Genomic DNA, 19718 nt, shown 5'->3' with positions numbered 1-19718 from the left:
CGTCACCGAGTCGTCCTGCGGACCGCCCGCCCCGCCAGCACATCCGTCCTGCGGCCGTCCTCCATCACGAAACGGCCGTCGACGAGGACGTACGGGATACCCGTCGGCAGTCGCCGCGGTTCCTCGAACGTCGAGCCCGCCGCGACCGTCCGCGGGTCGAACAGCACCAGGTCCGCCCGGTAGCCCTCGCGGACCAGGCCCCGGTCCGGCAGCCGCAGCCGCGCCGCCGGGCGCGAGGTCAGATGGGCCACGCACTCCTCCAGCGACAGCACCCCCAACTCGCGCACGTAGTGCCCGAGATAGTGCGGGAACGTGCCGTACGCCCGCGGATGGGGCTTGGTGCCCTGGAGGATGCCGTCCGAGCCGCCGGTGTGGACGCGGTGCCGCATGATCGTGCGCACGTTCTCCTCGTGGCCGACGTGCTGGAGGATCGTCGAGCCGAGGCGGTCCTGAAGGAGCAGCCGGCGGGCGGTCACCCAGGGCGCCTCGCCGCGCGCGTCCGCCGACTGCCGCACGGTCCGGCCCACGTGGTCCACGAGGTCCGGGTCGCTGACCCCCGAGATCTCGATCGTGTCCCACTCGATGGGCACGCCGTGGCAGCCGTCGGCTCCGATGACCTCCATGTGGTGGCGGATCCGCTCGGCGGTCCCGTCGTCCGCCAGCCGGGCCAGGATCGCCTCCGGGCCGCCCTCGCTCGCCCAGCTCGGCAGCATGGCGACCAGCGTCGTGCAGCCGGGCGTGTAGGGATAGGTGTCCAGGCTGATGTCGGCGCCCTCGGCGAGCGCCTTGTCCAGCAGGGACAGCAGCTCCGGCGCCCGGCCCTCGTTCACGCCGAAGTTCATGGTGGCGTGCGCCAGGTGCAGGGAGCAGCCCGCCTCCCGGGTCAGGGCCACCATCTCCTCGTACGCCTCCAGGGCCCCGGCCCCGTAGGAGCGGTGGTGCGGGCAGTAGTAGCCGCCGTAGGACGCCACCACCCGGCACAGCTCGGTCAGTTCCGCGTCCTTGGCGTACATGCCCGGCGTGTACGTCAGCCCCGAAGACAGGCCGACCGCGCCCTGCTCCATGCCCTCCGCGACCAGCCGGCGCATCCGGTCGAGCTCGTCCGGCGTGGCCTCCCGGTCCTCCCAGCCGACGGCGAGCGCACGGACCGTGCCCTGCGGGATCAGATACGCGGCGTTGACCGCGATGCCGCGGTCGAGCCGGTCCAGGTACTCGCCGACCGTCCGCCAGTCGAAGTCGATGTCGTCGCCGAAGCCGTTCCAGCCGGTGATCGCGCGACGGACCTCGGCGAGGGTGCGGTCGTCGACCGGGGCGTACGACAGGCCGTCCTGGCCGATGACCTCCAGGGTGACGCCCTGCGCGGCCTTCGCGCTGTGGTCGGGGTCGCGCAGCAGCGCCAGATCGCTGTGGGCGTGCATGTCGATGAAGCCGGGGGCGAGGACCAGTCCCTCGGCGTCCAGCTCCCGGCGCGCCTTCGGCCGCTGGCAGCCGGCCGCGGCGGCCTCCTGCACGATCGAGACGACCCTGCCGCCGTCCACGACGACATCGGCGCGGTAGGACGCACCTCCGCTGCCGTCCACGACCTCCGCGTCCCGGATGACGAGCTCTTCCACGACCGCCCCCTCCTAGAAGAACGTACGGATGTAGTCGACGACCGTCCCGTCCGCCTCGGCGAGGGGGATCAGCTGCCACTTGTCGAACGACGTGCACGGGTGCGACAGCCCCAACCCGAGCCAGTCCCCGACCTCCAGGTCCGCCTCCGCGGTCGTCGCCAGCCACGCGTGCTGGTCGGACAGGGCGGTCACCGAGATGCCGGTGGCCGGGCGCTCGGCGCCGTCGCGCCGGACCACCTGCGCGAACGGCAGGTCGAGGTCGTAGGCCGCGTCCCGCTTGCCCGCGTTGACGAAGGCCTGCTCGGGGGAGGGGCGGGAGACGACCTGGGTCCACAGCCGGAAGGCGGGTTCGAGGGCGCCCTCCTGCGGGACCCGGTTGAACGGGGTCAGCTTGCGGTAGTGGCCGTCGTCGTGCGAGACGTACGCGCCCGAGCGCAGCAACTTCAGCACGGGTACGGAGAGTTCGGGGATCTCGGCGAACACGTCGGCCACCGCATCGAACCAGGCGCTGCCGCCCGCGCTGACGACGATCTCCTCCAGGCCCGCGAACCGGCCCGCCTTGTCGAACTCGACGGCCAGCGAGACCAGCCGGCGCAGCCATGCGTGCACCCGCTCGGGGTCCGCCTGCGGGACCTCGCCCTCGTACCCGGCGACACCGACCAGCCGCAGCGTGGACACACCCGCCACCGCGTCGGCGACGGCGGCGCACTCCGCCTCCGTGCGGACGCCCGTCCGGGCGCCCTCGCCGGCCGCCAGCTCCACCACGACGTCCACCGGCCGCGTCGCGCCGGCGTCGCGCAGCGCCGCGTCCATCAGCTCCACGCCGCGCACGGAGTCGACGTAGCAGACGAGACGGAAGGCCGGGTCGGCGGTGAGCTCGGCCGCGATCCAGCGCAGGGCCGCGGCGTCGACCAGTTCGTTCGCCAGGAAGATCCGCTCGGTGCCGTACGCCCTTGCCACCCGCACCTGGTGCGGCACGGCGAGCGTGATGCCCCAGGCGCCGTGCTCGATCTGCCGCTGGAAGAGCTGCGGCGCCATGGAGGTCTTGCCGTGCGGGGCGAAGGCGAGGCCGTGCCGGGCGGCGTACGTCTCCATCAGGTCGAGGTTGTGCTCCAGGCGCTCGGCGGAGAGCGCGAGCACGGGCGTGGCGAAGCCGCCGGTGAAGAGGTTGCGGCGCTGGGCCGTGAGTTCTGCGACGGTCAGGCAGTCGGCGTCCGGGGGGAGGCCCTTGAAGCGGTGGTCGACGCGTTCCTCGGCCAGACCGGCGAGCGCCTCGTTGCTCATGGAACCTCCCTGATCTGTGGTGTTGCATTCACTGCAACGCCCATTGCGTATATCGCTTACCGCTGTCTAACATCTCGGCCAACCGCGGGTCAACGGAGCCGCCGATCCACCCGCACAAGCCCTGGAGCTACGACGATCGTGACCATCACCGGACCCTGCAATGCCCCCGACGGCGTGGATGTCGTCGCGCTCGGCGAGTCCATGGTCACGTTCCTTCCCTCACGGCCCGGACGCCTCGCCGACGTACCGTCGTTCGAGCGCGCGATCGGGGGCGCGGAGTCCAACGTCGCCTGCGGGCTCGCCGCCGCGGGGCACTCCGTGCGGTGGGTGAGCCGGGTCGGGTCCGACGGGTTCGGGGACCATCTGGTCGAGGCGGTCGGGGCCCACGGCGTCGATGTCTCGGCCGTGGGGAGGGATGCCGCGCGGCCGACCGGCGTGTACTTCCGCACGGCGGGCGACCGGGCGACGGACACGCACGAGGTGGCGTACTACCGGGCGGGTTCGGCGGCGTCGGCGATGTCCGTCGAGAACGTGGACCTGGCCGCGGTGCGTTCGGGGCGGGTGCTGCATCTGTCGGGAATCACGGCGGCGTTGTCCCAGGACTGTCTCGGCCTGATGCGGGAGCTCATGGCACCGCGTGCGGGGCGCCCGCTCGTGTCCTTCGACGTGAACCACCGATCGGGGCTGTGGCGTGACGCCGACGGTCCGCGGGTGCTGCTGGAACTGGCGCGCGGCGCCGACGTCGTGTTCGTGGGGGAGGACGAGGCGGAGGAGGCCTGGGGGATCACGGGGGGACCGGACGCGGTGCGTGCGGCGTTGCCCGAGCCGCATGTGCTGGTGGTCAAGCAAGGGGGAGTGGGGGCTACCGCATTCGTGTCGGCTGCGGGTTCGTCGTGGCTGGTCGCGCAGTTCCCCGCGCCCCTGGGAGCGGCCCCCGCCCGCGGCACTTTCGAACCCGCCCTCGCTGTTGACGTCCTGGCGAGCACCGGTGCGGGCGACGCCTTCGCCGCCGGGTTCCTCTCCGCCACCCTCCGCGGCCTGCCCGTTCGGGACCGTCTCCGGCACGGCCACCTGTGGGCCGCCGCCACCCTCACCGTCCCCGGCGACCTCGCCGCACCCCCGGCGCGCGACACCGCCGACCGCCTGGCCGCCCTGGACGACGCCGGGTGGGAGAAACTTCGACTCGGCCCCGGCTGGACGCAAGCCATCGAGCGGGCCGACGAGGAGGTACGTACGCCATGAGCCAGACCGTCGACCGGGCGCTCAGCATCCTGCCGCTGCTCGCCGAGGGCCCCGCGGACCTGGGCCAGGTCGCCGACCGCCTCGGCGTCCACAAGTCCACCGCGCTGCGCCTGCTGCGCACCCTGCACGAGCACGGCATGGTCTACCGCCAGTCCGACCAGCGCTACCGCCTCGGCGCCCGCCTCATCGCCCTCGCCCAGGAGGCGATGGAGAACCTCGACATCCGCGAGATCGCCCACCCCCATCTCGTACGGCTCAACGAGAGCTGCGGGCACACCGTCCACCTCGCCGTGTACGAGGAGGACGAGGTGCTCTACATCGACAAGGTCGAGAGCCGCTACCCGGTGCGGATGTACTCGCGGATCGGCAAGCCCGTCGCCATCACCGTGGCCGCCGTGGCGAAGCTGCTGCTCGCCGACCTGCCCGAGCACGAGCGCCGCCCGCTGGCCGAGAAGCTCGACTACCCCATGTACACGGCCCGTTCGACACCGAACCCGGAGGCCTTCCTCAGGGAACTGGCCAAGGTGCGCGAACAGGGCTGGGCCACCGACCTCGGTGGCCACGAGGAGTCCATCAACTGCGTCGCCGCGCCGATCCGCGGCGCCGACGGCCGTGTCGTCGCCGCGATGTCGGTCTCCGCCCCGAACGTCGTCGTCACCGCCGACGAACTCCTCACCCTGCTCCCGCTGGTGCGCCGTACGGCGGACGACATCAGCGGCGAGTACTCCGGCAGAAACTCAGCGAAGGGCACGGCATGACCGAGAAGACCGCACTCACCCCGAAGACCCACACCACGCCCCCGGCGAAGTTCTCGCACGGCGTGAGGAAGGGGAACATCCTCCAGGTCGCGGGCCAGGTCGGCTTCCTCCCCGCGGTCGAGGGGCAGCCCCCGACGCCGGCCGGTCCCACCCTGCGCGAGCAGACCCTCCAGACTCTCGCCAACGTCAAGGCGATCCTTGAGGAGGGCGGTTCCTCCTGGGACGACGTGATGATGATCCGCGTCTATCTGACGGACGTCGCCCACTTCGCCGAGATGAACGACATCTACAACACCTACTTCGAGGAGCAGGGGCTCACCCAGCCGCCCGCCGCCCGCACGACCGTCTACGTCGGTCTGCCCGCGGGCCTGCTCATCGAGATCGACGCGCTGGCCGTACTGGGCTGACGCCTCCTCAACCCCCCGCACCCGTGAACGGCATGGCGGCCCGCACCCCCTGGGCGCCATGCCGCGATCCCCCCTGCCCGAAAGCTCCATGTACTTACGCAGAGGACCCCCCAAATGCCCCATCCGCTCGCCGCGGCCGCCACCCCCGAGACCCCACCCCACACCGGCGGCCTGCTCCTCCTGATCGACGGCACGGCCGGTCTCCTCACCGTCGCCGCCATCGGCATCGCCCTGCTGCTCTTCCTGATCATCAAGACGCGCCTCCAGCCGTTCGTGGCGCTCCTCGCGGTCTCCATAGTCGTCGGCCTGATGGCCGGTCTCTCCGTCACCGAACTCTTCGGCACCGTCCAGCGCTCGGACGCCGTGTCCACCATCGAGTCGGGCATGGGCGGCATCCTCGGCCATGTCGCGATCATCATCGGCCTGGGCACCATGCTCGGCGCGATCCTCGAAGTCAGCGGCGGCGCCGAGGCGTTGGCGTCCCGCCTGCTCAACCTCTTCGGCGAGAAGCGCGCGCCGCTCGCGATGGGCCTCACCGGCCTCATCTTCGGCATCCCGGTCTTCTTCGACGTCGGCATCTTCGTCCTCGCGCCGCTCGTCTACGCCGCCGCCAAGCGCTCCGGCAAGTCCGTCCTGCTGTACTGCCTGCCGCTGCTGGCGGGCCTGTCGATGACCCACGCCTTCCTGCCCCCGCACCCCGGCCCGGTCGCGGCGGCCGGCCTGCTCCACGTCGAGCTGGGCTGGGTCATCCTCATGGGCATCGTCTGCGGCATCCCGGCGGTGCTGGCCGCGTGGGCGTTCTCGGCCTGGATCGGCAAGCGCATCTTCGTCGCCGTGCCGCAGGACATGGTCGAGGCCGCCGCCGAGGCGAGGCTCGCGGTCATCAACGAGCAGCGGGAGGCCGGGGTCGAGCTCCAGGAGAAGCCGGTCCCGCTCGGCACCGTCCTCGGCATCATCGGTACGCCGCTGGTGCTGATCCTGGCCGCCACGTTCTCCTCGATCGCCCTGGACCCCTCCACCCCCCGCTCGGTGATCGAGTTCTTCGGCAACCCGTTCGTGGCCCTGACGATCGCCCTGCTGCTCGCCTACTACCTGCTGGGCATCCGCCGCGGCTGGTCCCGCAAGTCCCTGGAGACGGTGTCGACTTCCTCCCTGAAGCCGGTCGGCAACATCCTCCTGGTGGTCGGCGCGGGCGGCGTCTTCGGCGCCGTCCTCAAGGCCAGCGGGGTCGCCCAGGCCCTGTCGGACACCTTCAACGACGTGGGCCTGCCCGTCCTGGTGCTGTCGTACCTGATCTCGGTGGTCCTGCGGGTCGCCCAGGGCTCGGCGACGGTCGCCATCGTCACCACGGCCGGCATCGTGGCCCCCCTGCTCACCGGGGGCGACCACTCGCAGGCCTTCGTGGCGCTGGTGATCATGGCCATCTCGGCCGGCTCGATCTTCGCCTCGCACGTCAACGACGGCGGCTTCTGGATAGTCGCCAAGTACTTCGGCATCAGCGAGCGTGACACGTTGAAGACGTGGACCGTGCTGGAAAGTGTCCTGTCGGTGGCCGGGTTCGTCGTGGCGGCGGTGCTGAGCCTGTTCGTGTAACGATGCGGGGGCTGGTTGCGCGGGACACAGGGTTGTCGACCATACTGCTCGGCTGTGGAGCAGCGCATAGGTTCAGGCAGCCAGCCCCTGGAGGGCGCCGGGTTCGACCCGGCCTTCATCCCCGGTCTCACCTCGCCCGCGTCCGTCGCGCCCAAGGGTGCGAAGAAGGAGGACGCGGCCGAGGAGGCCGACGCGGAGGAGACCGCCCTCGACGACGCCGACGAGCCCGGGACGGAGGTCGCCGACGCCGTCGACGATGCCGATGACGACACGGAGGACGCCGTCGACGAGGCCGATGAGGCGGACGACGACGAGGACGACGGGGCGGAGGACGCCCCCGTGGACGGCCCCGTCTTCGAGGCCGCCGACCGCCGGGCCCGGATCGCCGTCGACCACAAGGGCGTTCGGCTCACCCTCGACGACCAGGAGTGCGAGTTCCGCTGGGACGAGATCGGCGCGATCGAGACCGAGTCCCCGCGCTTCGGCAAGCGCTACACCATCACGGTGCACACTCCTGACCGCCGCTGGTACCCGATCGAGATCGAGGCGACGGCCAGGAGCAGCTTCAAGGAGTGGGACGAGCAGCTCGACGCGGTCCTCGACGCCTACTTCGAAGAGGGTGCCGAAGCAGCCGCCGAGGAGCCCGACGCCGACTAGCTACGAGCAGTACTGGCCCTCCTTGCCGATGGACCGGTACATGCAGTCCGCGTTCTCCAGCAACTGCAGAACGGCATCGCGGTTGCGGGACGTCTCCCGCTCGATGACCTCGTCGGGCGGGTAGAACCCGCCGCCCCCGGACCTCGGGTACATCTCGAAGGTGTACGAGAAGATCTTCTGGTTGCCCCACAGCCAGTCGTCGATCGACCCGTCGGTGATGTACAGATCGCTGGCCTGCTCCGGCGTATAGCCGTTGCTCGCGGCCATCTTCTGCCCGACCGCGGCGAACGCGTTGCGGTCGTCGGCCGTCATCCCGGTCGTGGTGTCCGAGTACGTGTACCCGAACGGCCACAGCACCAGCTCGCTGTAGGTGTGGAAGTCGATCCCGGCCGTGATTTGCTGCTTGCCGCCGACGACGCGGCTGCGCACGAAGTTGGCGACCACCTTGACCTCGGGCGCCGACTCGGCGGACGCGCCGCGGTACGTCTCCGAGGACGTCGAGCCCGACGAACCGCCGCAGCAGCCCCAGCGGTAGGCCCAGTTGCGGTTGAGGTCGGTACCGACGGCCGACGAGCCGGAGTTGGGCTGGCGGTTCTTGCGCCACGACCGGTAGGAGCCGGTGGCGATGTCGTACTCGCCGCCGTCCGGGTTGAGGTCGGGCACGATCCAGATCTCCCGGTTGTTGACCAGCCCGGTGACCCGGGAGTCGCTGCCGTAGTCGGAGGTCAGCTCGCGCAGCAGATACAGCGCCATCTCGACGGTGAGGTGCTCGCGGGCGTGCTGGTGATGGGTGAACAGCACCTCCGGCTCGGCCTCGTCGGTGCCGACGTTGTCGCTGATCTTGATGGCGACGATGTTGCGGCCCTGGTACGACGTGCCGATGACGCGCTGGCTCGCGATGGAGGGGTTGGCCGAGACGATCGAGTTGATCTCGCTCGTCATCTCCGCGTAGTTGTGATAGCGCGAGTCGCCGGACGGGAAGTCGTAGAGTCGTACGTCGTCCTCGCCGGCGGACCGGTCGGGGACCGCGCCGAGCGGGGTGACGTCGTAGCCGAGCGACCTGAGCTTCTTGATCTGGTCGGCCCGGCCGGAGACGACGACGCCGTGGTCGTCGGTGGCGTCCACGGTCACGCCGGTGCGCTGAAGTGCCGTGCGGGCCTCGGCACCGCCGTGCAGCCGGACCTCGTACTGGCGGACGTCGTCGGCCGAGGAGGCCGTCTTGGGGGCGCTGTCGGCGTTCGCGGACACGTTCGCCGAGATCGGCGCCGCGAGGGCCAGGGCGAGCAGTCCGGCGAGGGCGGCGGTCCGTCTGCCGCTCCGGCCGCCTGAGCCGCGTATGCGAAGTCGCATGAATTCTCCTTGTGGGAGTGGGGGGTGGGGTTCAGTGCGACGTACGTACTTGGTGCGGGTGTGGCGCTCATGGTGCGGCGGTGGCATGGACAGGTCAAGGGCGCGAAGGGGTTCGGGGGCGTGAACCATCCGAAAATCGGCCGCGCAGTGTACGCGCGCGGCCCCGGTGCCGAGCGGTCCCCGGGGAAGTCCACCCGGGGGTGTGAGCCGGGCGTGCGGGACCGTGCCGGGTGGGGGGAGTGTGGTGATCCGTGCAAGGGGGGAACGGCGGGAGCGGCGGCTTGGCGGGGACCGGCGCACCCGCCGCCTCCCGGGCCGCGGACTTCCCGGCTCCCTTCGACATCACCCGGAGGAACGGCTGATCATGGGCGGATCGTCGCCTGGACCGGATCGGCAGCTGCCGGTCGAGACGACCAGCTTCGTCGACCGGCGCGGTGAACTCGCCGCCGGACGCGAGCTGTTGGCCAGGGCCCGGCTCGTCACCCTGACCGGGCCCGGCGGCGTCGGCAAGACCCGCCTCGCCGCACGTCTGGCGGCCGGTCTGCGACGCACCTTCCCGGACGGCGTACGCTTCGTGCCGCTCTCCGGCCTGGACGACCCGGCGCTCGTGCCGCTCGCCGCGGCCGACGCGCTCGACCTGCCGGACCGCTCCGCGCGGCCGCCGCTCGACGCGCTGGTGGAGCAGCTGAAGGACCGCCGGCTGCTCCTGCTCGTCGACAACTGCGAGCACCTGCCGACCGCCTGCGCCGAACTCGCCGCGGCCCTGCTGCACGGCACGACCGGCGTACGGATCCTCGCCACCAGCCGCCACCGCCTCGGCCTCACCGAGGAACACCTCCTGGAGGTGCGGCCCCTGCCGGTCCCCGACCCGGACGGCGACCTGTCCGCGCCCGAAGGCTCCCCGGCACTCGCCCTGTTCGCCGACCGGGCCGCCGCGGTGGTCCCCGGCTTCCGCCTCACCGCCGCCAACCGGGCCGCCGTGGCGCGCCTGTGCCACCGCCTCGACGGGCTTCCCCTCGCCATCGAACTCGCCGCCGTGCGGATGCGGGTCCTCGACGTCGACCAGCTCCTCGACCGCCTCGACGACCGCTACCGCCTCCTCACCGGCGGCAGCCCCGCGTCCCTGCCCCGCCACCAGACCCTGCGCGCCGCCGTCGACTGGAGCCACGAACTGTGCACCGCACGCGAGCAGTCGGTGTGGGCACGGCTGTCGGTGCTGGCGGGGAGCTTCGACCTGGAGACGGCGGAGGCGGTGTGCGCGGCGACGGGCGGAGCCGACGGGGGTGAGGAGGAGGGGGCGGACGTCCGGCCCCACGACGTCCTCGACGCCGTCACCGGCCTCGTCGACAAGTCCGTACTGTCCCGGGAGTCCGGCCCCGACGGCATCCGCTACCGCCTCCTCGACACCCTCCGCCACTACGGCCTGGACCGCCTGCGCGCCCTGCCCGGCGAGGAGTCCGCCGCACGCCGGCGCCAGCGCGACTGGATGCTGCACCGCGCCGCCGCCTGCGAGCGGGCCTGGTTCGGACCGGGCCAGCGCGACATGGTCGCCCGGCTCCGGGCCGACCAGGACAACATCCGTACCGCCCTCGACTTCAGCCTCACCACCCGGGGCGAGCGTCTGGCGGGCCTGCGTCTGGCCGGCACCCTCTGGTTCTACTGGCACGCCTGCGGTGCCCCGCGCGAGGGCCGCCACTGGCTCGACCGCGCCCTCGCCGCCAACCCGGAACCCACCCCCGAGCGCGCCCGCGGCCTGTGGATCGCGGGCCTCCTCGCCGCCGCCACCCACGCCCTCACCGCGGGCCTCGCCCTCGCCCGCGACGCCCACCTCCTGGCCCAGGACCTCGACGACGCGGCGGAGACGGCGCACGCCGAGTACGTCATCGGCGTCATCACCCTGTTCATGGACGACCTGCCGACCGCGCTCAGGCACTTCGAGGCGAGCGTCGCGCGCGGCCCCGTCCCCGGCCAGCACCTCAGCCTGCACGGCCTCAACCAGGTCGAACTCGCCTGCGCCCTCGGCTTCCTGGGCGAGGCCGACCGTGCCGTCGAGGTCTGCGAGGCCGCACGCCGGATGTGCGAGCGGCACGGTGAGGAGTGGGTGCACTCCTACGTCCTGCGGATGCTCGCCCTCGCCCACACCGTGTGCCGCGACTGGCCCCGCGCCGAGCACCACGCCCGGCAGGCCCTGCGCCTGAAGATCGCCGTGCACGACGTCATCGGTATCGCCCTCACCCTCGACCTCCTCGCCCGCACCGCCGTCGAGCAGGGCACCCACGAACGCTCGGCCACCCTGCTCGGTGCCGCCGACCGCACCTGGACCGCCATCGACCGCGACCGCTGGGGCTCGGCGACCCTCACCTCCGCCCGCCGTGACAGCGAGGCCCGGTCACGTGCGGGACTGGGCCCGTCCGAGTACCGGCGGGCCTACGAGCGCGGCGCCGCGCTCGACCTCGCCCGGACCGTCGAGTACGCCGTCGGCGACACCACCCGGCCCCGCCGGCCCACGGCCGGCCGACGGACGAACGGCCGCCACAGATCCACCCCGTCGACGCCCGGCGTCCGCCTCACCCGCCGCGAGAGCGAGGTCGCCGAACTCGTCGCCCAGGGCCTCGCCAACCAGCAGATCGCCGACCGCCTGGTCATCGCCCGGCGCACAGCGGAGGGCCACGTCGAACGCGTCCTGCGCAAGCTCGGCTTCAACAAGCGCAGCCAGATCGCCGCCTGGGTGGCGGCGCAGCGCTGACACCCACGGCCCACAGAGCCGTCCCGACGCATCGACTCGCAACCCGAGGGGAGTCCGTACCGATGACCACCCGACCCGACCCGTCCACCCCGCCGCAGGACTGCTTCGACCACCGCATGGCGGTCTTCCGCAGCGACGACGAATTCCTCGCCGCCGCCCTGCCCTTCCTCACCGAGGCTCTCGCGGCGCCCGACGAGCCGCCGCCGGTGGCCATCGCCGCACCCGGCAACCTGGACCTCCTGCGCGACGCCCTCGGCGACGGCGTGAAGGACGTCGTCCTCGTCCCGCACACCGAGTGGTACACGGGCTCCGCCGCCAACGCCATCGCCCGTGGCGCCGGCCACCTCGCCGCCAACGCCGGCCCCGGCGGCCGTATCCATCTGCTCATGGAACCCGTGTGGGGCGGGCGGGCCGGCCGCTCGCCCCGCGAGACCGCCGAGTGGATCCGCTACGAGGCGCTCGCCAACCTCCTGTTCGCCCCGCTCGCCACGACCGCCCTGTGCGCCTACGACACCCGGGTCGCAGGCCACGCCATCGTCGCCGCCGCCCGCCGGGCCCACCCCGACACCGGCGTGTACGTGGACCCGGTCCGGCTCGCCGCCGAGCTCGACGCCGTGCCGCTGCCCTCGCCGCCCGTCGACGCCGAGTACCTGTCCGGTCCGGTCCCCGCCGCGGACGCCGTGCGCACCTGGGCCACCGTCCAGGGACTGTCCCCGGCGGACGGAGAGCTGTTCGCCACGGCCGTCACCGAGGCGGCCGCCACGCTCGGCCCGCTGGAGGGCGCCCTGCTGTGGGGCGAGGCCCCGGCGTGCGTCTGCGAACTGCGTGCCGAGCGCCGCGTCGACGACCCGCTGGCCGGGTTCGTACCGCCGCAACGCGTGGAACCGGAACCCGGGCAGGGACTGTGGTTCGCCCGACAGGTGTGCGCATATGTCGACGTCCGCGACGACCGGGAGGGTGCGAGCGTACGGCTCCAGTACGGGTAGCGGAGTCCGCACGCAGGTATGGAATCGGGTATTTCTCCCCCTGCGGCCGCGCCCTCGGACCCGTCACCCTGGACCCATGCTGTACGGCTCCTATCCCCAGCCGCCCCTGGGCGCAGGTCATCTGAGCGTCGAGTACGAACCCCGCCCCGCCGCGGTCGGCGAGGCCCGCGCGGCGGTCCGCCGGCAGCTTGAGGGATGGGGGCTGGCGGACCTCGACGACTTGGTGGACATGGCGGAGCGCCTGGTGAGCGACCTCGCCGCGAACGCCCTGCGGCAGGCGGCGACCCGCTTCCGGCTCACCCTGTCCGCGGCGCACGGGATCCTGCGCTGCGAGGTGCGCGACGGGGTGGGCAAGACGGTGTGGTTCGAGCTCGGCACGTGCCGGTGCGCGCCCGGGCTGGTCGTCGGCGGGTCGTTCCGCGGCGCGGACTGATCCGCTCCCGCCCCCTTGCCGGGTCCGCCTCTTTACGCTTTCTTGATCTGCATGGCGGACACCACAGGAAACCCCACGGACACTGAGGCATCCTCCGACTACAACCCCCCACCCCGTAAGTCCCATTGGCGCTACATCGGGCCCGGCATCGTCGTCGCCGCGACCGGCGTCGGCGCCGGCGACCTGGTCGCCACCCTCATCGCGGGCAGTAACTTCGGCTACACCCTGCTGTGGGCCGCCGTCATCGGCTGCCTGGTCAAGATCTCCCTCGCCGAGGCGGCCGGACGCTGGCATCTGTCCACCGGCCGCACCCTGTTCGACGGCTGGGCGAGCCTCGGCCGCTGGACCATCTGGTTCTTCGGCGTCTACGCCGTGATCTGGGGCTTCGTCTACGGCGCGGCCGCCATGTCCTCCAGCGCGCTGCCGCTGCAGGCCCTGTTCCCGGACGTGATGGACCTTGAGTGGTGGGCCATCGCCTGCGGTCTGGTCGGCCTGGTCTTCGTCTGGTTCAACAAGTACGCGGTCTTCGAGAAGGTCATGACGGTCCTGGTGGGCGTCATGTTCGTGGTCACCGTGTATCTCGCGATCCGCGTCACGCCGAACCTCGGGGACGCCTTCGCCGGACTGCTGCCCGTCCTGCCCGACGAGAAGGACTCCGTCCTCAACACCCTCGGCCTGATCGGCGGCGTCGGCGGCACCATCACCCTTGCCGCGTACGGCTACTGGGTCAACGCCAAGGGCTGGACCAACACCGGCTGGATGAAGGTGATGCGGCTCGACAACCGCGTCGCGTACATCACGACCGGCATCTTCGTGGTCGCGATGCTCTTCGTCGGCGCGGAGCTGCTGCACTCCGCGAACGTGGCCATCGCGAGCGGCGACAAGGGGCTGCTCCAGCTCAGCGACATCCTGGAGGAGGAGTACGGCACGGCGACCGCCAAGTTCTTCCTGATCGGCTTCTTCGCCACCTCCTACACCTCCCTGATCGGCGTCTGGCACGGCGTGAGCCTGATGTTCGCGGACTTCGTGGCCCGCTTCCGCGGCGCGGGCGAGCTGAAGGGCGAGGAGGTCGCCTCCGGCGCACGCGAACGGTCCTGGCCGTTCCGCGCGTACCTGCTGTGGCTGACCTTCCCGCCCATCGTCCTGCTCTTCCAGGGCGAACCCTTCCGCCTGATCATCATCTACGGCGTGCTGGGCGCGGCCTTCCTGCCGTTCCTCGCCGGCACCCTGATCTGGCTCCTCAACTCCTCGCGCACGCCCGTGCAATGGCGCAACGGCCGGCTGAGCAACGTGATGCTGGCGATCGCCGGGCTGCTGTTCCTGGTGCTGTGCGTGAAGCAGGTCTGGGACCAGCCGTGGTCGGAGTTCTTCTAGCGGTACCGGTCCCACTCGGGGCTCAGGGCGATCTCCCGGAGCTGTTCCTTGCTGAGGGCGGGCGTCTTGCGGGTCGGGGCGTCGTGCTGGGTCCCGGCGTTGAGGGCGCTGACGACGACCCGGAAGCCGTCGGTGCGCAGGGTGTCGACGGTCCACATCACGGCGCCCGCGACGCCCTTGTCGCCGCCGCTCTCACGGAAGGCGGTCCTCGTGCCGTCGGGCAGGGTCTCGGAGTCGCCGCCGAACAGCTCGTCCGCCACGTCGCCCATGCCGTGCTGGACGTCGATCTGGACGTAGCTGCGGCCCTTGCCGTCGTCGAGGACGAGGTAGGTGTAGTCGCTGCCCTTGTCGACGACCTCGACGCCCTTGGGCAGGAGCGGTTGCAGGGTGCCCAGGACCGCCTCGGTGCTCGGCTCCTCGGGAGCGTCGCCCGGCGTGGCCGACGCCGAGGGCTTCTTCGGGTCCTCGGGGATGGAGTCGGCGATCGTGCGCCACACCTGTGCCGTCACCAGCTCCTTCAACTGGGCCGTGGACAGCGGGGGTGCGCTGCGGCTGACCGGGGCGCCCTTCTCGGCGGCGGCGTTCCACTCGCTGACGGAGATGTGCCGGCCGGTCGGGGTGAGAAGGTCGGCGGACCACAGCTTGGTGTCCGCGCGCCGGTCGGGATACTCGTAGCCCTGGAACAGCTTGAGCAGGGATCCGTCGGGCAGCCGGTCGGTGACGCAGCTGTCGTGCGGCACGAGCGCCTTGTCCGGGCAGTCCGTCGTCTCACGGGCCCGGTCGCTGCCGGGCTCGATCCGGTCGAGGCTCACGCCCACGGCCGCGGGACCCTTCCCGTCGTCGAACACGAGACGCACGTACGGCAGCATCAGCGGGCCCTCGTCGGTGCCGCGGGCCTCCTGCGCGCTGAACTCGCCCTCGGGGAGCAGCCCTTCGAGCGCCTCGACCAGCCGGCTGCCCTGCACGGGGGTCGGGGTCGGGGTGGCCGAGGACTGCCGCGCCACGTCGGAGCTCGACGGCCGCGGGGCCGGCGTACCGTTCCAGGGCACCAGCAGCGCGCCGCCCACCCCGACCAGGGCGATACCGGCGGCGCCGCCGGCCACCGCGGCCCGGCGCCTGAGCCGCAGCCGGCGTCCCCGGGCCCGGCCGGCGTCGGCGAGCGCGGCGCGGTCGGCCTCGAAGCGGCCGCCGAGGTCGTGCAGGGCGTGACCGAGCCGCCCTTCGAAGTGTTCCTCGTCGTGTTCCACAGGCATGGCAAACCACCGTTCGTCGGGGTCGGGTCGTCGGGAGGGGGCCGTGGGGCCGGCAGGGCGTGGGTCAGGAGGTCGCGTACTCGCCGAGGTCCTCGCCGAGCAGCGCACGCAGCCGCCCCAGCGCCCGGGTGCATCGCGTGCGCACCGCCGCGGAACTGGAGTTCAGCGCGTCCGCCGTCTCCTCGACCGAGCGGTCCTCCCAGTAGCGCAGGACGACCACGGCCCGGTCCTTCGCGGGCAGCCCGGCGAGCGCCTGGAGCAGCGTCAGCCGCAGCGGTACGTCACCGGGCCCGCCCTCGGCCGCGTGCTCCGGCAGCACGTCGGTGGCCCGTTCGGTGCTGCTGCGCCGCCGCTGATGGGCGAGGAAGGTCCGGGTGAGGACGGTCTGCGCGTAGCCGGCGGGGTTGTCCGCCCGGGAGACCCGCGCCCAGCGGACGTACAGCCGCCCCAGGGTCTCCTGCACCAGGTCCTCGGCGAGATGGGTGTCCCCGGCGGTCAGCAGACAGGCCGAGCGGTACAGGTGCCCGGCCCTGGCCACCGCGAACTGCGCGTAGTCGTCCGCGCGGGCCTGGCTCATGCGTCCCCCTGCTGCTGTGCGCCGGCTGTTGGTGAGGTCCCCACTTCACTGATGCGGCGGGACGGGGAGAATGTTTCACCGCAGCACCGAGAAGTTCACCGCGAGCACGAGAGACCAGGACTCAGGACCCGACGGATGACCCAGCAGCCACCCCCACCCGGCCCGGGCTTCGGCCCACCCCCACCGCAGTACGCGCCGCAGAACGCGCCCGCACAGCCCCCGTACGCCCCCGGGCCGCCCGCGTATGCCCCGGTCCCGCCCCAGCCGGTGCCCGCGGGCCCGGAGTTCCTGGCCGTCGACAAGCGCAACGCGGTCGTCGTCGACGCCTCCGGTGTCGTCTTCGAGATGTCCGGCTTCACCATGGAGTTCCGCTGGCCCGAGATCCAGGGCGTCCACTACAAGGCGAGCCCGGACGGCAAGGCCCTGATGGTGGCCGTGGTGCACCTGGACGGCCGATTCCACGAGTGCGTGGTCGAAGCCAGGCCGCGGGCGCGGCTCCAGGAGTGGTTCCCGCAGCTGGCCTGGGTGCTCGGCCACTACCGGCCGATGGGGTGAGGGGCCGCCGCGCCTCACCCCACCGGGGTTGAGCGCGGTGGCTACGGCAGCGCGTGCACGTGCGGCCCCACCGCGTTGGACCAGGCGTTGCCCGCCGTCGCGTCCCAGTTCGTGGACCAGGTCATCGCGCCCCGGAGGTCGGGGTAGGTCCTGGACGGCTTGAACGAGCCGCAGTTGGTGCCCTTCGCCAGGCAGTCCAGGGCGTTGTTCACGACCGACGGCGCCACGTACCCGCTGCCCGCGCCCCGGGTCGAGGCCGGCAGACCGAGGCCGACCTGGGACGGGGCCAGGCCGCCCTCCAGCTGGATGCAGGCCAGCGCGGTCAGGAAGTCCACCGAGCCCTGGCTGTAGACCTTGCCGTCACAGCCCAGCATGGAACCGCTGTTGTAGTACTGCATGTTGACGACCGTGAGGATGTCCTTGATGTTCAGGGCCGTCTGGAAGTAGGAGTTCGACGTCGACTGCATGTCGATGGTCTGCGGCGCCATCGTGATGATCAGCGACGAGCCCGCCTTGGAGGAGAGCGAGCGCAGGGCCTGCGACATGTACGTCGCGTTCAGTCCGTTCTCCAGGTCGATGTCGACGCCGTCGAAGCCGTACGTCTGCATCAGCGAGTACACCGAGTTCGCGAAGTTCGCCGCCGAGGCGGAGTCGTTCACGGCCACCGTGCCGCGCTCGCCGCCCACCGAGACGATGACCTTCTTCCCGGCGGCCTGCTTCGCCCTGATGTCCGCCTTGAACTGGTCGACGGTGTAGCCGCCCAGCCCGGCCGAGTCCAGGTTGAAGGTCACCGCGCCCGGTGTCGAGGTCGCGTCCGCGAAGGCGACCGCGATGATGTCGTACTGCGACTGCACGTCGGCGAGCTTCTGGACCGTGGCGCCGTTGTTGAAGTTCTGCCAGTAGCCGGTCACCGCGTGCTTGGGCAGCGCGGGACCCACCGGCCCGGCCGTGGTCGTCCCCGTCACGGCCGCCGACTTCGGCGACTCACCGGCCGAGTTGGTCGCCGTGACCTGGAACGAGTACGACGTCGAGGCGGCGAGCCCGGTCACGGTCGCGGAGGTGCCGGTGACCGCTGTCACCTTGGTGCCGCCGCGGTAGACGTTGTAGCCGGTCGCGCCGGAGACGGTGTTCCAGGCCAGGGACACCGACGAGGAGGACGTGCCCGACACCGCGAGCCCGCCCGGCGCGCCGGGGATCGTCGGGGTGGGGTCGGTGCCCCCGCCGCCGTCCGGGCCGAACACCGACAGGTCGTCCGCGTAGTAGGCCGCCTGCCCGTACCAGCCGTGCGTGTACACCGACACCGAGGTCGTCGAGGCGCCGGTGGTGAAGGTGGTCGACAGCTGCTTCCAGGACGAGGAGTCCGGCGTCCAGGTCGACACGTCGGTGGTGCCGGTGCCCGTGACGCCCAGGTAGGTGTAGCCGCCCTGGACCCAGGCGCTCAGCGTGTACGTCGAGTTGGGCTTGACGGCCACGGCCTGGGTGCAGCGGGCGTTGTCCTGCCCGGCCGGGGTCGCCTTCAGCGCGGTGGCGCCGCTGTGCACCGGGGAGGAGACGGTCGTGCCGCTGTTCGCGGAACACGTCCAGTTGCTCAGGCCGGACTCGAAGCCGGCGTTCTTGGCGTTGTTGACGTCCGCGGCGGACGCGTGGCCCGCGCCGAGGAAGGTCAGGGAGAGGGCGGAGGTGACGGCCGCCGCCCAGAGGCGTGCCGGTCGGCCACGGCGCCCCTGTCGTCGTCTAAGTATGAACATGTCAACCAAGTTGGTCCAGACCAATCCGGGTGTCAAGAGATTCCGGTCGTGGAGAATTGGTGTGCGCAACCTGCCCCGTTTTGGCGTGAGTTGTGCGCGCAGAGTTCCTTCCCGGCTGCACAAACGCTGTTCTCCGGTCATCAACCCGTGGATACAGTGCTGAGATAGTCACGCAATGAAGTCATTCCGGTGCACCGCAGTAACACCGGTGCACCGGACCGGGCGGGAACGGGGAGCGACGCGTGCCAACTGCCATCGCCGTGACCAGCGCCGACATGGCGCTGCCGGCGCAGGACGAGCGAACCGTGCCCGCCGTCGTGCTCCAGGACCTCGACCGCGAGCCGCTGGAGCGGTCGTTGGCGGGCATGCAGACGCTCGTCGAGCAGCACGGCCATGTGATCGTCCTCTGCTCGACCGCCGTCTCCCGGGGCGTGCGGCAGCGGCTGCACACCGTACGGTCCCTGCTGGAGAGCGACCGGATCGCCGTCTTCCGCCCCGAACTGCCCCCGCTCGGACTGGCCGTCCTCGCCCGCCAGCTGCGCCAGCTCGCCTCCTGCGACCTCAGCCCCGGCGTCCTCGCCTCGGCGGGCCGGCTGCTCACCCACTACATACACGCCGGGGCACTCCTCGGCTCCGTCACCCGGCTCGACCGCGTCCCCGTCGACCTCAAGTCGCACGCCAAGTCCTGGATGCCCGGCAGCCAGTTCGGCGTCCTCGCCCACCCCGCCCCGCAACTCGTGCGCATCGCCCCCGGAGTCACCCTCCCCGGCCCGGAGTTCGGCACGTCGATGCTGGTCGCGCAGGGACAGCTGCAGTCCGACTGGGTCACCGCGACCCTGGCCAAGTCCTGGAACGCGCAAGGGCTGCGCGAGGTCGTCCTGCCCGCCGAGTCGGGCACCTGGTGGGGGACGGGCAAGCTCATCGAGTTCTGCGCCTACCTGCCCGACCTGTCGGTGCTTTACCAGCTCGTCACCTCGGTACGGCAGAACTCCTGTCACTGGTGCGGCATCGACGTCATCGGCGACCGCTGCGTCTTCTGCTCCGCCACCCCGCCCGTCCATGAGCAACCGGCCCGCGCAGGCTGACCGGACCCGAGCCCGATCCGACCGCCCCCGACCGATTCCCCCAATGAGGTTGCACGG

17 protein-coding genes are annotated in these 19718 nt (G+C 71.8%); 11 read left to right on the top strand and 6 right to left on the bottom strand.

Features of this window, described 5'->3' with window-relative positions; all coding sequences use genetic code 11:
• Positions 1-2 precede the first annotated feature (2 nt).
• Both CP983_RS15675 and CP983_RS15670 read right to left on the bottom strand, forming a co-directional pair.
• Complete coding sequence (locus tag CP983_RS15675) at positions 3-1613, bottom strand: N-acyl-D-amino-acid deacylase family protein (protein ID WP_150499983.1); 1611 nt, start codon at positions 1611-1613, stop codon at positions 3-5.
• Between the two features lie 12 nt (positions 1614-1625).
• Positions 1626-2897 (bottom strand): amino acid deaminase, encoded by a 1272-nt coding sequence (locus CP983_RS15670; RefSeq protein WP_150499982.1) that lies wholly within the window; start codon positions 2895-2897, stop codon positions 1626-1628.
• 201 nt (positions 2898-3098) lie between these two features.
• Here CP983_RS15670 and CP983_RS15665 point away from each other — a divergent pair, with 201 nt between their 5' ends.
• From CP983_RS15665 to CP983_RS15645, 5 genes are all read left to right on the top strand, one after another.
• Positions 3099-4139 carry a sugar kinase gene (locus CP983_RS15665; protein ID WP_373309845.1) on the top strand — a complete coding sequence of 347 codons (1041 nt, stop codon included), beginning with the start codon at positions 3099-3101 and terminating at the stop codon, positions 4137-4139.
• A complete protein-coding gene (locus CP983_RS15660; RefSeq protein WP_030952011.1) occupies positions 4136-4897 on the top strand; it encodes an IclR family transcriptional regulator in 762 nt (253 codons plus the stop codon). The genes CP983_RS15665 and CP983_RS15660 overlap by 4 nt, the downstream gene beginning before the upstream one ends.
• A complete protein-coding gene (locus CP983_RS15655; protein WP_150499980.1) occupies positions 4894-5304 on the top strand; it encodes a RidA family protein in 411 nt (136 codons plus the stop codon). The genes CP983_RS15660 and CP983_RS15655 overlap by 4 nt, the downstream gene beginning before the upstream one ends.
• 114 nt (positions 5305-5418) lie before the next feature.
• Positions 5419-6897 (top strand): GntP family permease, encoded by a 1479-nt coding sequence (locus CP983_RS15650; RefSeq protein ID WP_150499979.1) that lies wholly within the window; start codon positions 5419-5421, stop codon positions 6895-6897.
• Positions 6898-6951: 54 nt separating this feature from the next.
• Complete coding sequence (locus CP983_RS15645; RefSeq protein WP_150499978.1) at positions 6952-7554, top strand: hypothetical protein; 603 nt, start codon at positions 6952-6954, stop codon at positions 7552-7554.
• Here the strand turns inward: CP983_RS15645 and CP983_RS15640 are convergent, their stop codons facing one another.
• A complete protein-coding gene (locus tag CP983_RS15640; RefSeq protein ID WP_150499977.1) occupies positions 7555-8904 on the bottom strand; it encodes a M14 family metallopeptidase in 1350 nt (449 codons plus the stop codon).
• A 364-nt stretch (positions 8905-9268) separates the two neighbouring features.
• Here CP983_RS15640 and CP983_RS15635 point away from each other — a divergent pair, with 364 nt between their 5' ends.
• From CP983_RS15635 to CP983_RS15620, 4 genes are all read left to right on the top strand, one after another.
• Complete coding sequence (locus CP983_RS15635) at positions 9269-11650, top strand: ATP-binding protein (RefSeq protein WP_150499976.1); 2382 nt, start codon at positions 9269-9271, stop codon at positions 11648-11650.
• Positions 11651-11712: 62 nt separating this feature from the next.
• A complete protein-coding gene (locus CP983_RS15630; protein ID WP_150499974.1) occupies positions 11713-12636 on the top strand; it encodes an anti-sigma factor RsbA family regulatory protein in 924 nt (307 codons plus the stop codon).
• A 76-nt stretch (positions 12637-12712) separates the two neighbouring features.
• Entirely contained in the window at positions 12713-13069 is a 357-nt protein-coding gene (locus tag CP983_RS15625; RefSeq protein ID WP_107903569.1) for a hypothetical protein, read from the top strand.
• Positions 13070-13120: 51 nt separating this feature from the next.
• Positions 13121-14443 (top strand): Nramp family divalent metal transporter, encoded by a 1323-nt coding sequence (locus tag CP983_RS15620; protein ID WP_150499972.1) that lies wholly within the window; start codon positions 13121-13123, stop codon positions 14441-14443.
• Here CP983_RS15620 and CP983_RS15615 read toward each other — a convergent pair.
• Together CP983_RS15615 and CP983_RS15610 are read right to left on the bottom strand one after the other, a co-directional pair.
• Positions 14440-15696: a hypothetical protein gene (locus tag CP983_RS15615; protein WP_167537711.1), complete on the bottom strand. Its 1257-nt coding sequence runs from the start codon at positions 15694-15696 to the stop codon at positions 14440-14442. The two genes, CP983_RS15620 and CP983_RS15615, sit on opposite strands and share 4 nt — an antisense overlap.
• Before the next feature lie 64 nt (positions 15697-15760).
• The gene (locus tag CP983_RS15610; protein ID WP_150499970.1) at positions 15761-16273 is read right to left on the bottom strand and encodes a SigE family RNA polymerase sigma factor; all 513 of its coding nucleotides are present in this window, start codon (positions 16271-16273) and stop codon (positions 15761-15763) included.
• 135 nt (positions 16274-16408) lie between these two features.
• On the opposite strand from CP983_RS15610, the gene CP983_RS15605 reads away from it, so the two are divergent.
• Positions 16409-16828, top strand: coding sequence for a hypothetical protein (locus CP983_RS15605; protein ID WP_150499968.1), 420 nt, complete (start codon positions 16409-16411; stop codon positions 16826-16828).
• A gap of 41 nt (positions 16829-16869) precedes the next feature.
• Here CP983_RS15605 and CP983_RS15600 read toward each other — a convergent pair whose 3' ends face one another.
• Positions 16870-18576, bottom strand: a complete 1707-nt coding sequence (locus CP983_RS15600) for a chitinase (RefSeq protein ID WP_150499966.1) — start codon at positions 18574-18576, stop codon at positions 16870-16872.
• 275 nt (positions 18577-18851) lie between these two features.
• On the opposite strand from CP983_RS15600, the gene CP983_RS15590 reads away from it, so the two are divergent.
• Positions 18852-19661, top strand: coding sequence for a hypothetical protein (locus CP983_RS15590; protein ID WP_150506609.1), 810 nt, complete (start codon positions 18852-18854; stop codon positions 19659-19661).
• The last annotated feature ends 57 nt before the right edge of the window (positions 19662-19718 follow it).

The organism is Streptomyces chartreusis (assembly GCF_008704715.1).
Classification (GTDB): domain Bacteria; phylum Actinomycetota; class Actinomycetes; order Streptomycetales; family Streptomycetaceae; genus Streptomyces; species Streptomyces chartreusis.
This window is presented reverse-complemented; position numbering and strand designations above follow the sequence as displayed.

Coding starts and splice junctions, on each gene's coding strand:
- CP983_RS15670 (WP_150499982.1), bottom strand. CDS start 2,897: ATGAGCAACGAGGCGCTCGCCGGTCTGGCCGAGGAACGCGTCGACCAC.
- CP983_RS15665 (WP_373309845.1), top strand. CDS start 3,099: ATGGTCACGTTCCTTCCCTCACGGCCCGGACGCCTCGCCGACGTACCG.
- CP983_RS15660 (WP_030952011.1), top strand. CDS start 4,136: ATGAGCCAGACCGTCGACCGGGCGCTCAGCATCCTGCCGCTGCTCGCC.
- CP983_RS15655 (WP_150499980.1), top strand. CDS start 4,894: ATGACCGAGAAGACCGCACTCACCCCGAAGACCCACACCACGCCCCCG.
- CP983_RS15650 (WP_150499979.1), top strand. CDS start 5,419: ATGCCCCATCCGCTCGCCGCGGCCGCCACCCCCGAGACCCCACCCCAC.
- CP983_RS15640 (WP_150499977.1), bottom strand. CDS start 8,904: ATGCGACTTCGCATACGCGGCTCAGGCGGCCGGAGCGGCAGACGGACC.
- CP983_RS15635 (WP_150499976.1), top strand. CDS start 9,269: ATGGGCGGATCGTCGCCTGGACCGGATCGGCAGCTGCCGGTCGAGACG.
- CP983_RS15630 (WP_150499974.1), top strand. CDS start 11,713: ATGACCACCCGACCCGACCCGTCCACCCCGCCGCAGGACTGCTTCGAC.
- CP983_RS15625 (WP_107903569.1), top strand. CDS start 12,713: ATGCTGTACGGCTCCTATCCCCAGCCGCCCCTGGGCGCAGGTCATCTG.
- CP983_RS15620 (WP_150499972.1), top strand. CDS start 13,121: ATGGCGGACACCACAGGAAACCCCACGGACACTGAGGCATCCTCCGAC.
- CP983_RS15615 (WP_167537711.1), bottom strand. CDS start 15,696: ATGCCTGTGGAACACGACGAGGAACACTTCGAAGGGCGGCTCGGTCAC.
- CP983_RS15610 (WP_150499970.1), bottom strand. CDS start 16,273: ATGAGCCAGGCCCGCGCGGACGACTACGCGCAGTTCGCGGTGGCCAGG.
- CP983_RS15605 (WP_150499968.1), top strand. CDS start 16,409: ATGACCCAGCAGCCACCCCCACCCGGCCCGGGCTTCGGCCCACCCCCA.
- CP983_RS15600 (WP_150499966.1), bottom strand. CDS start 18,576: ATGTTCATACTTAGACGACGACAGGGGCGCCGTGGCCGACCGGCACGC.
- CP983_RS15590 (WP_150506609.1), top strand. CDS start 18,852: ATGGCGCTGCCGGCGCAGGACGAGCGAACCGTGCCCGCCGTCGTGCTC.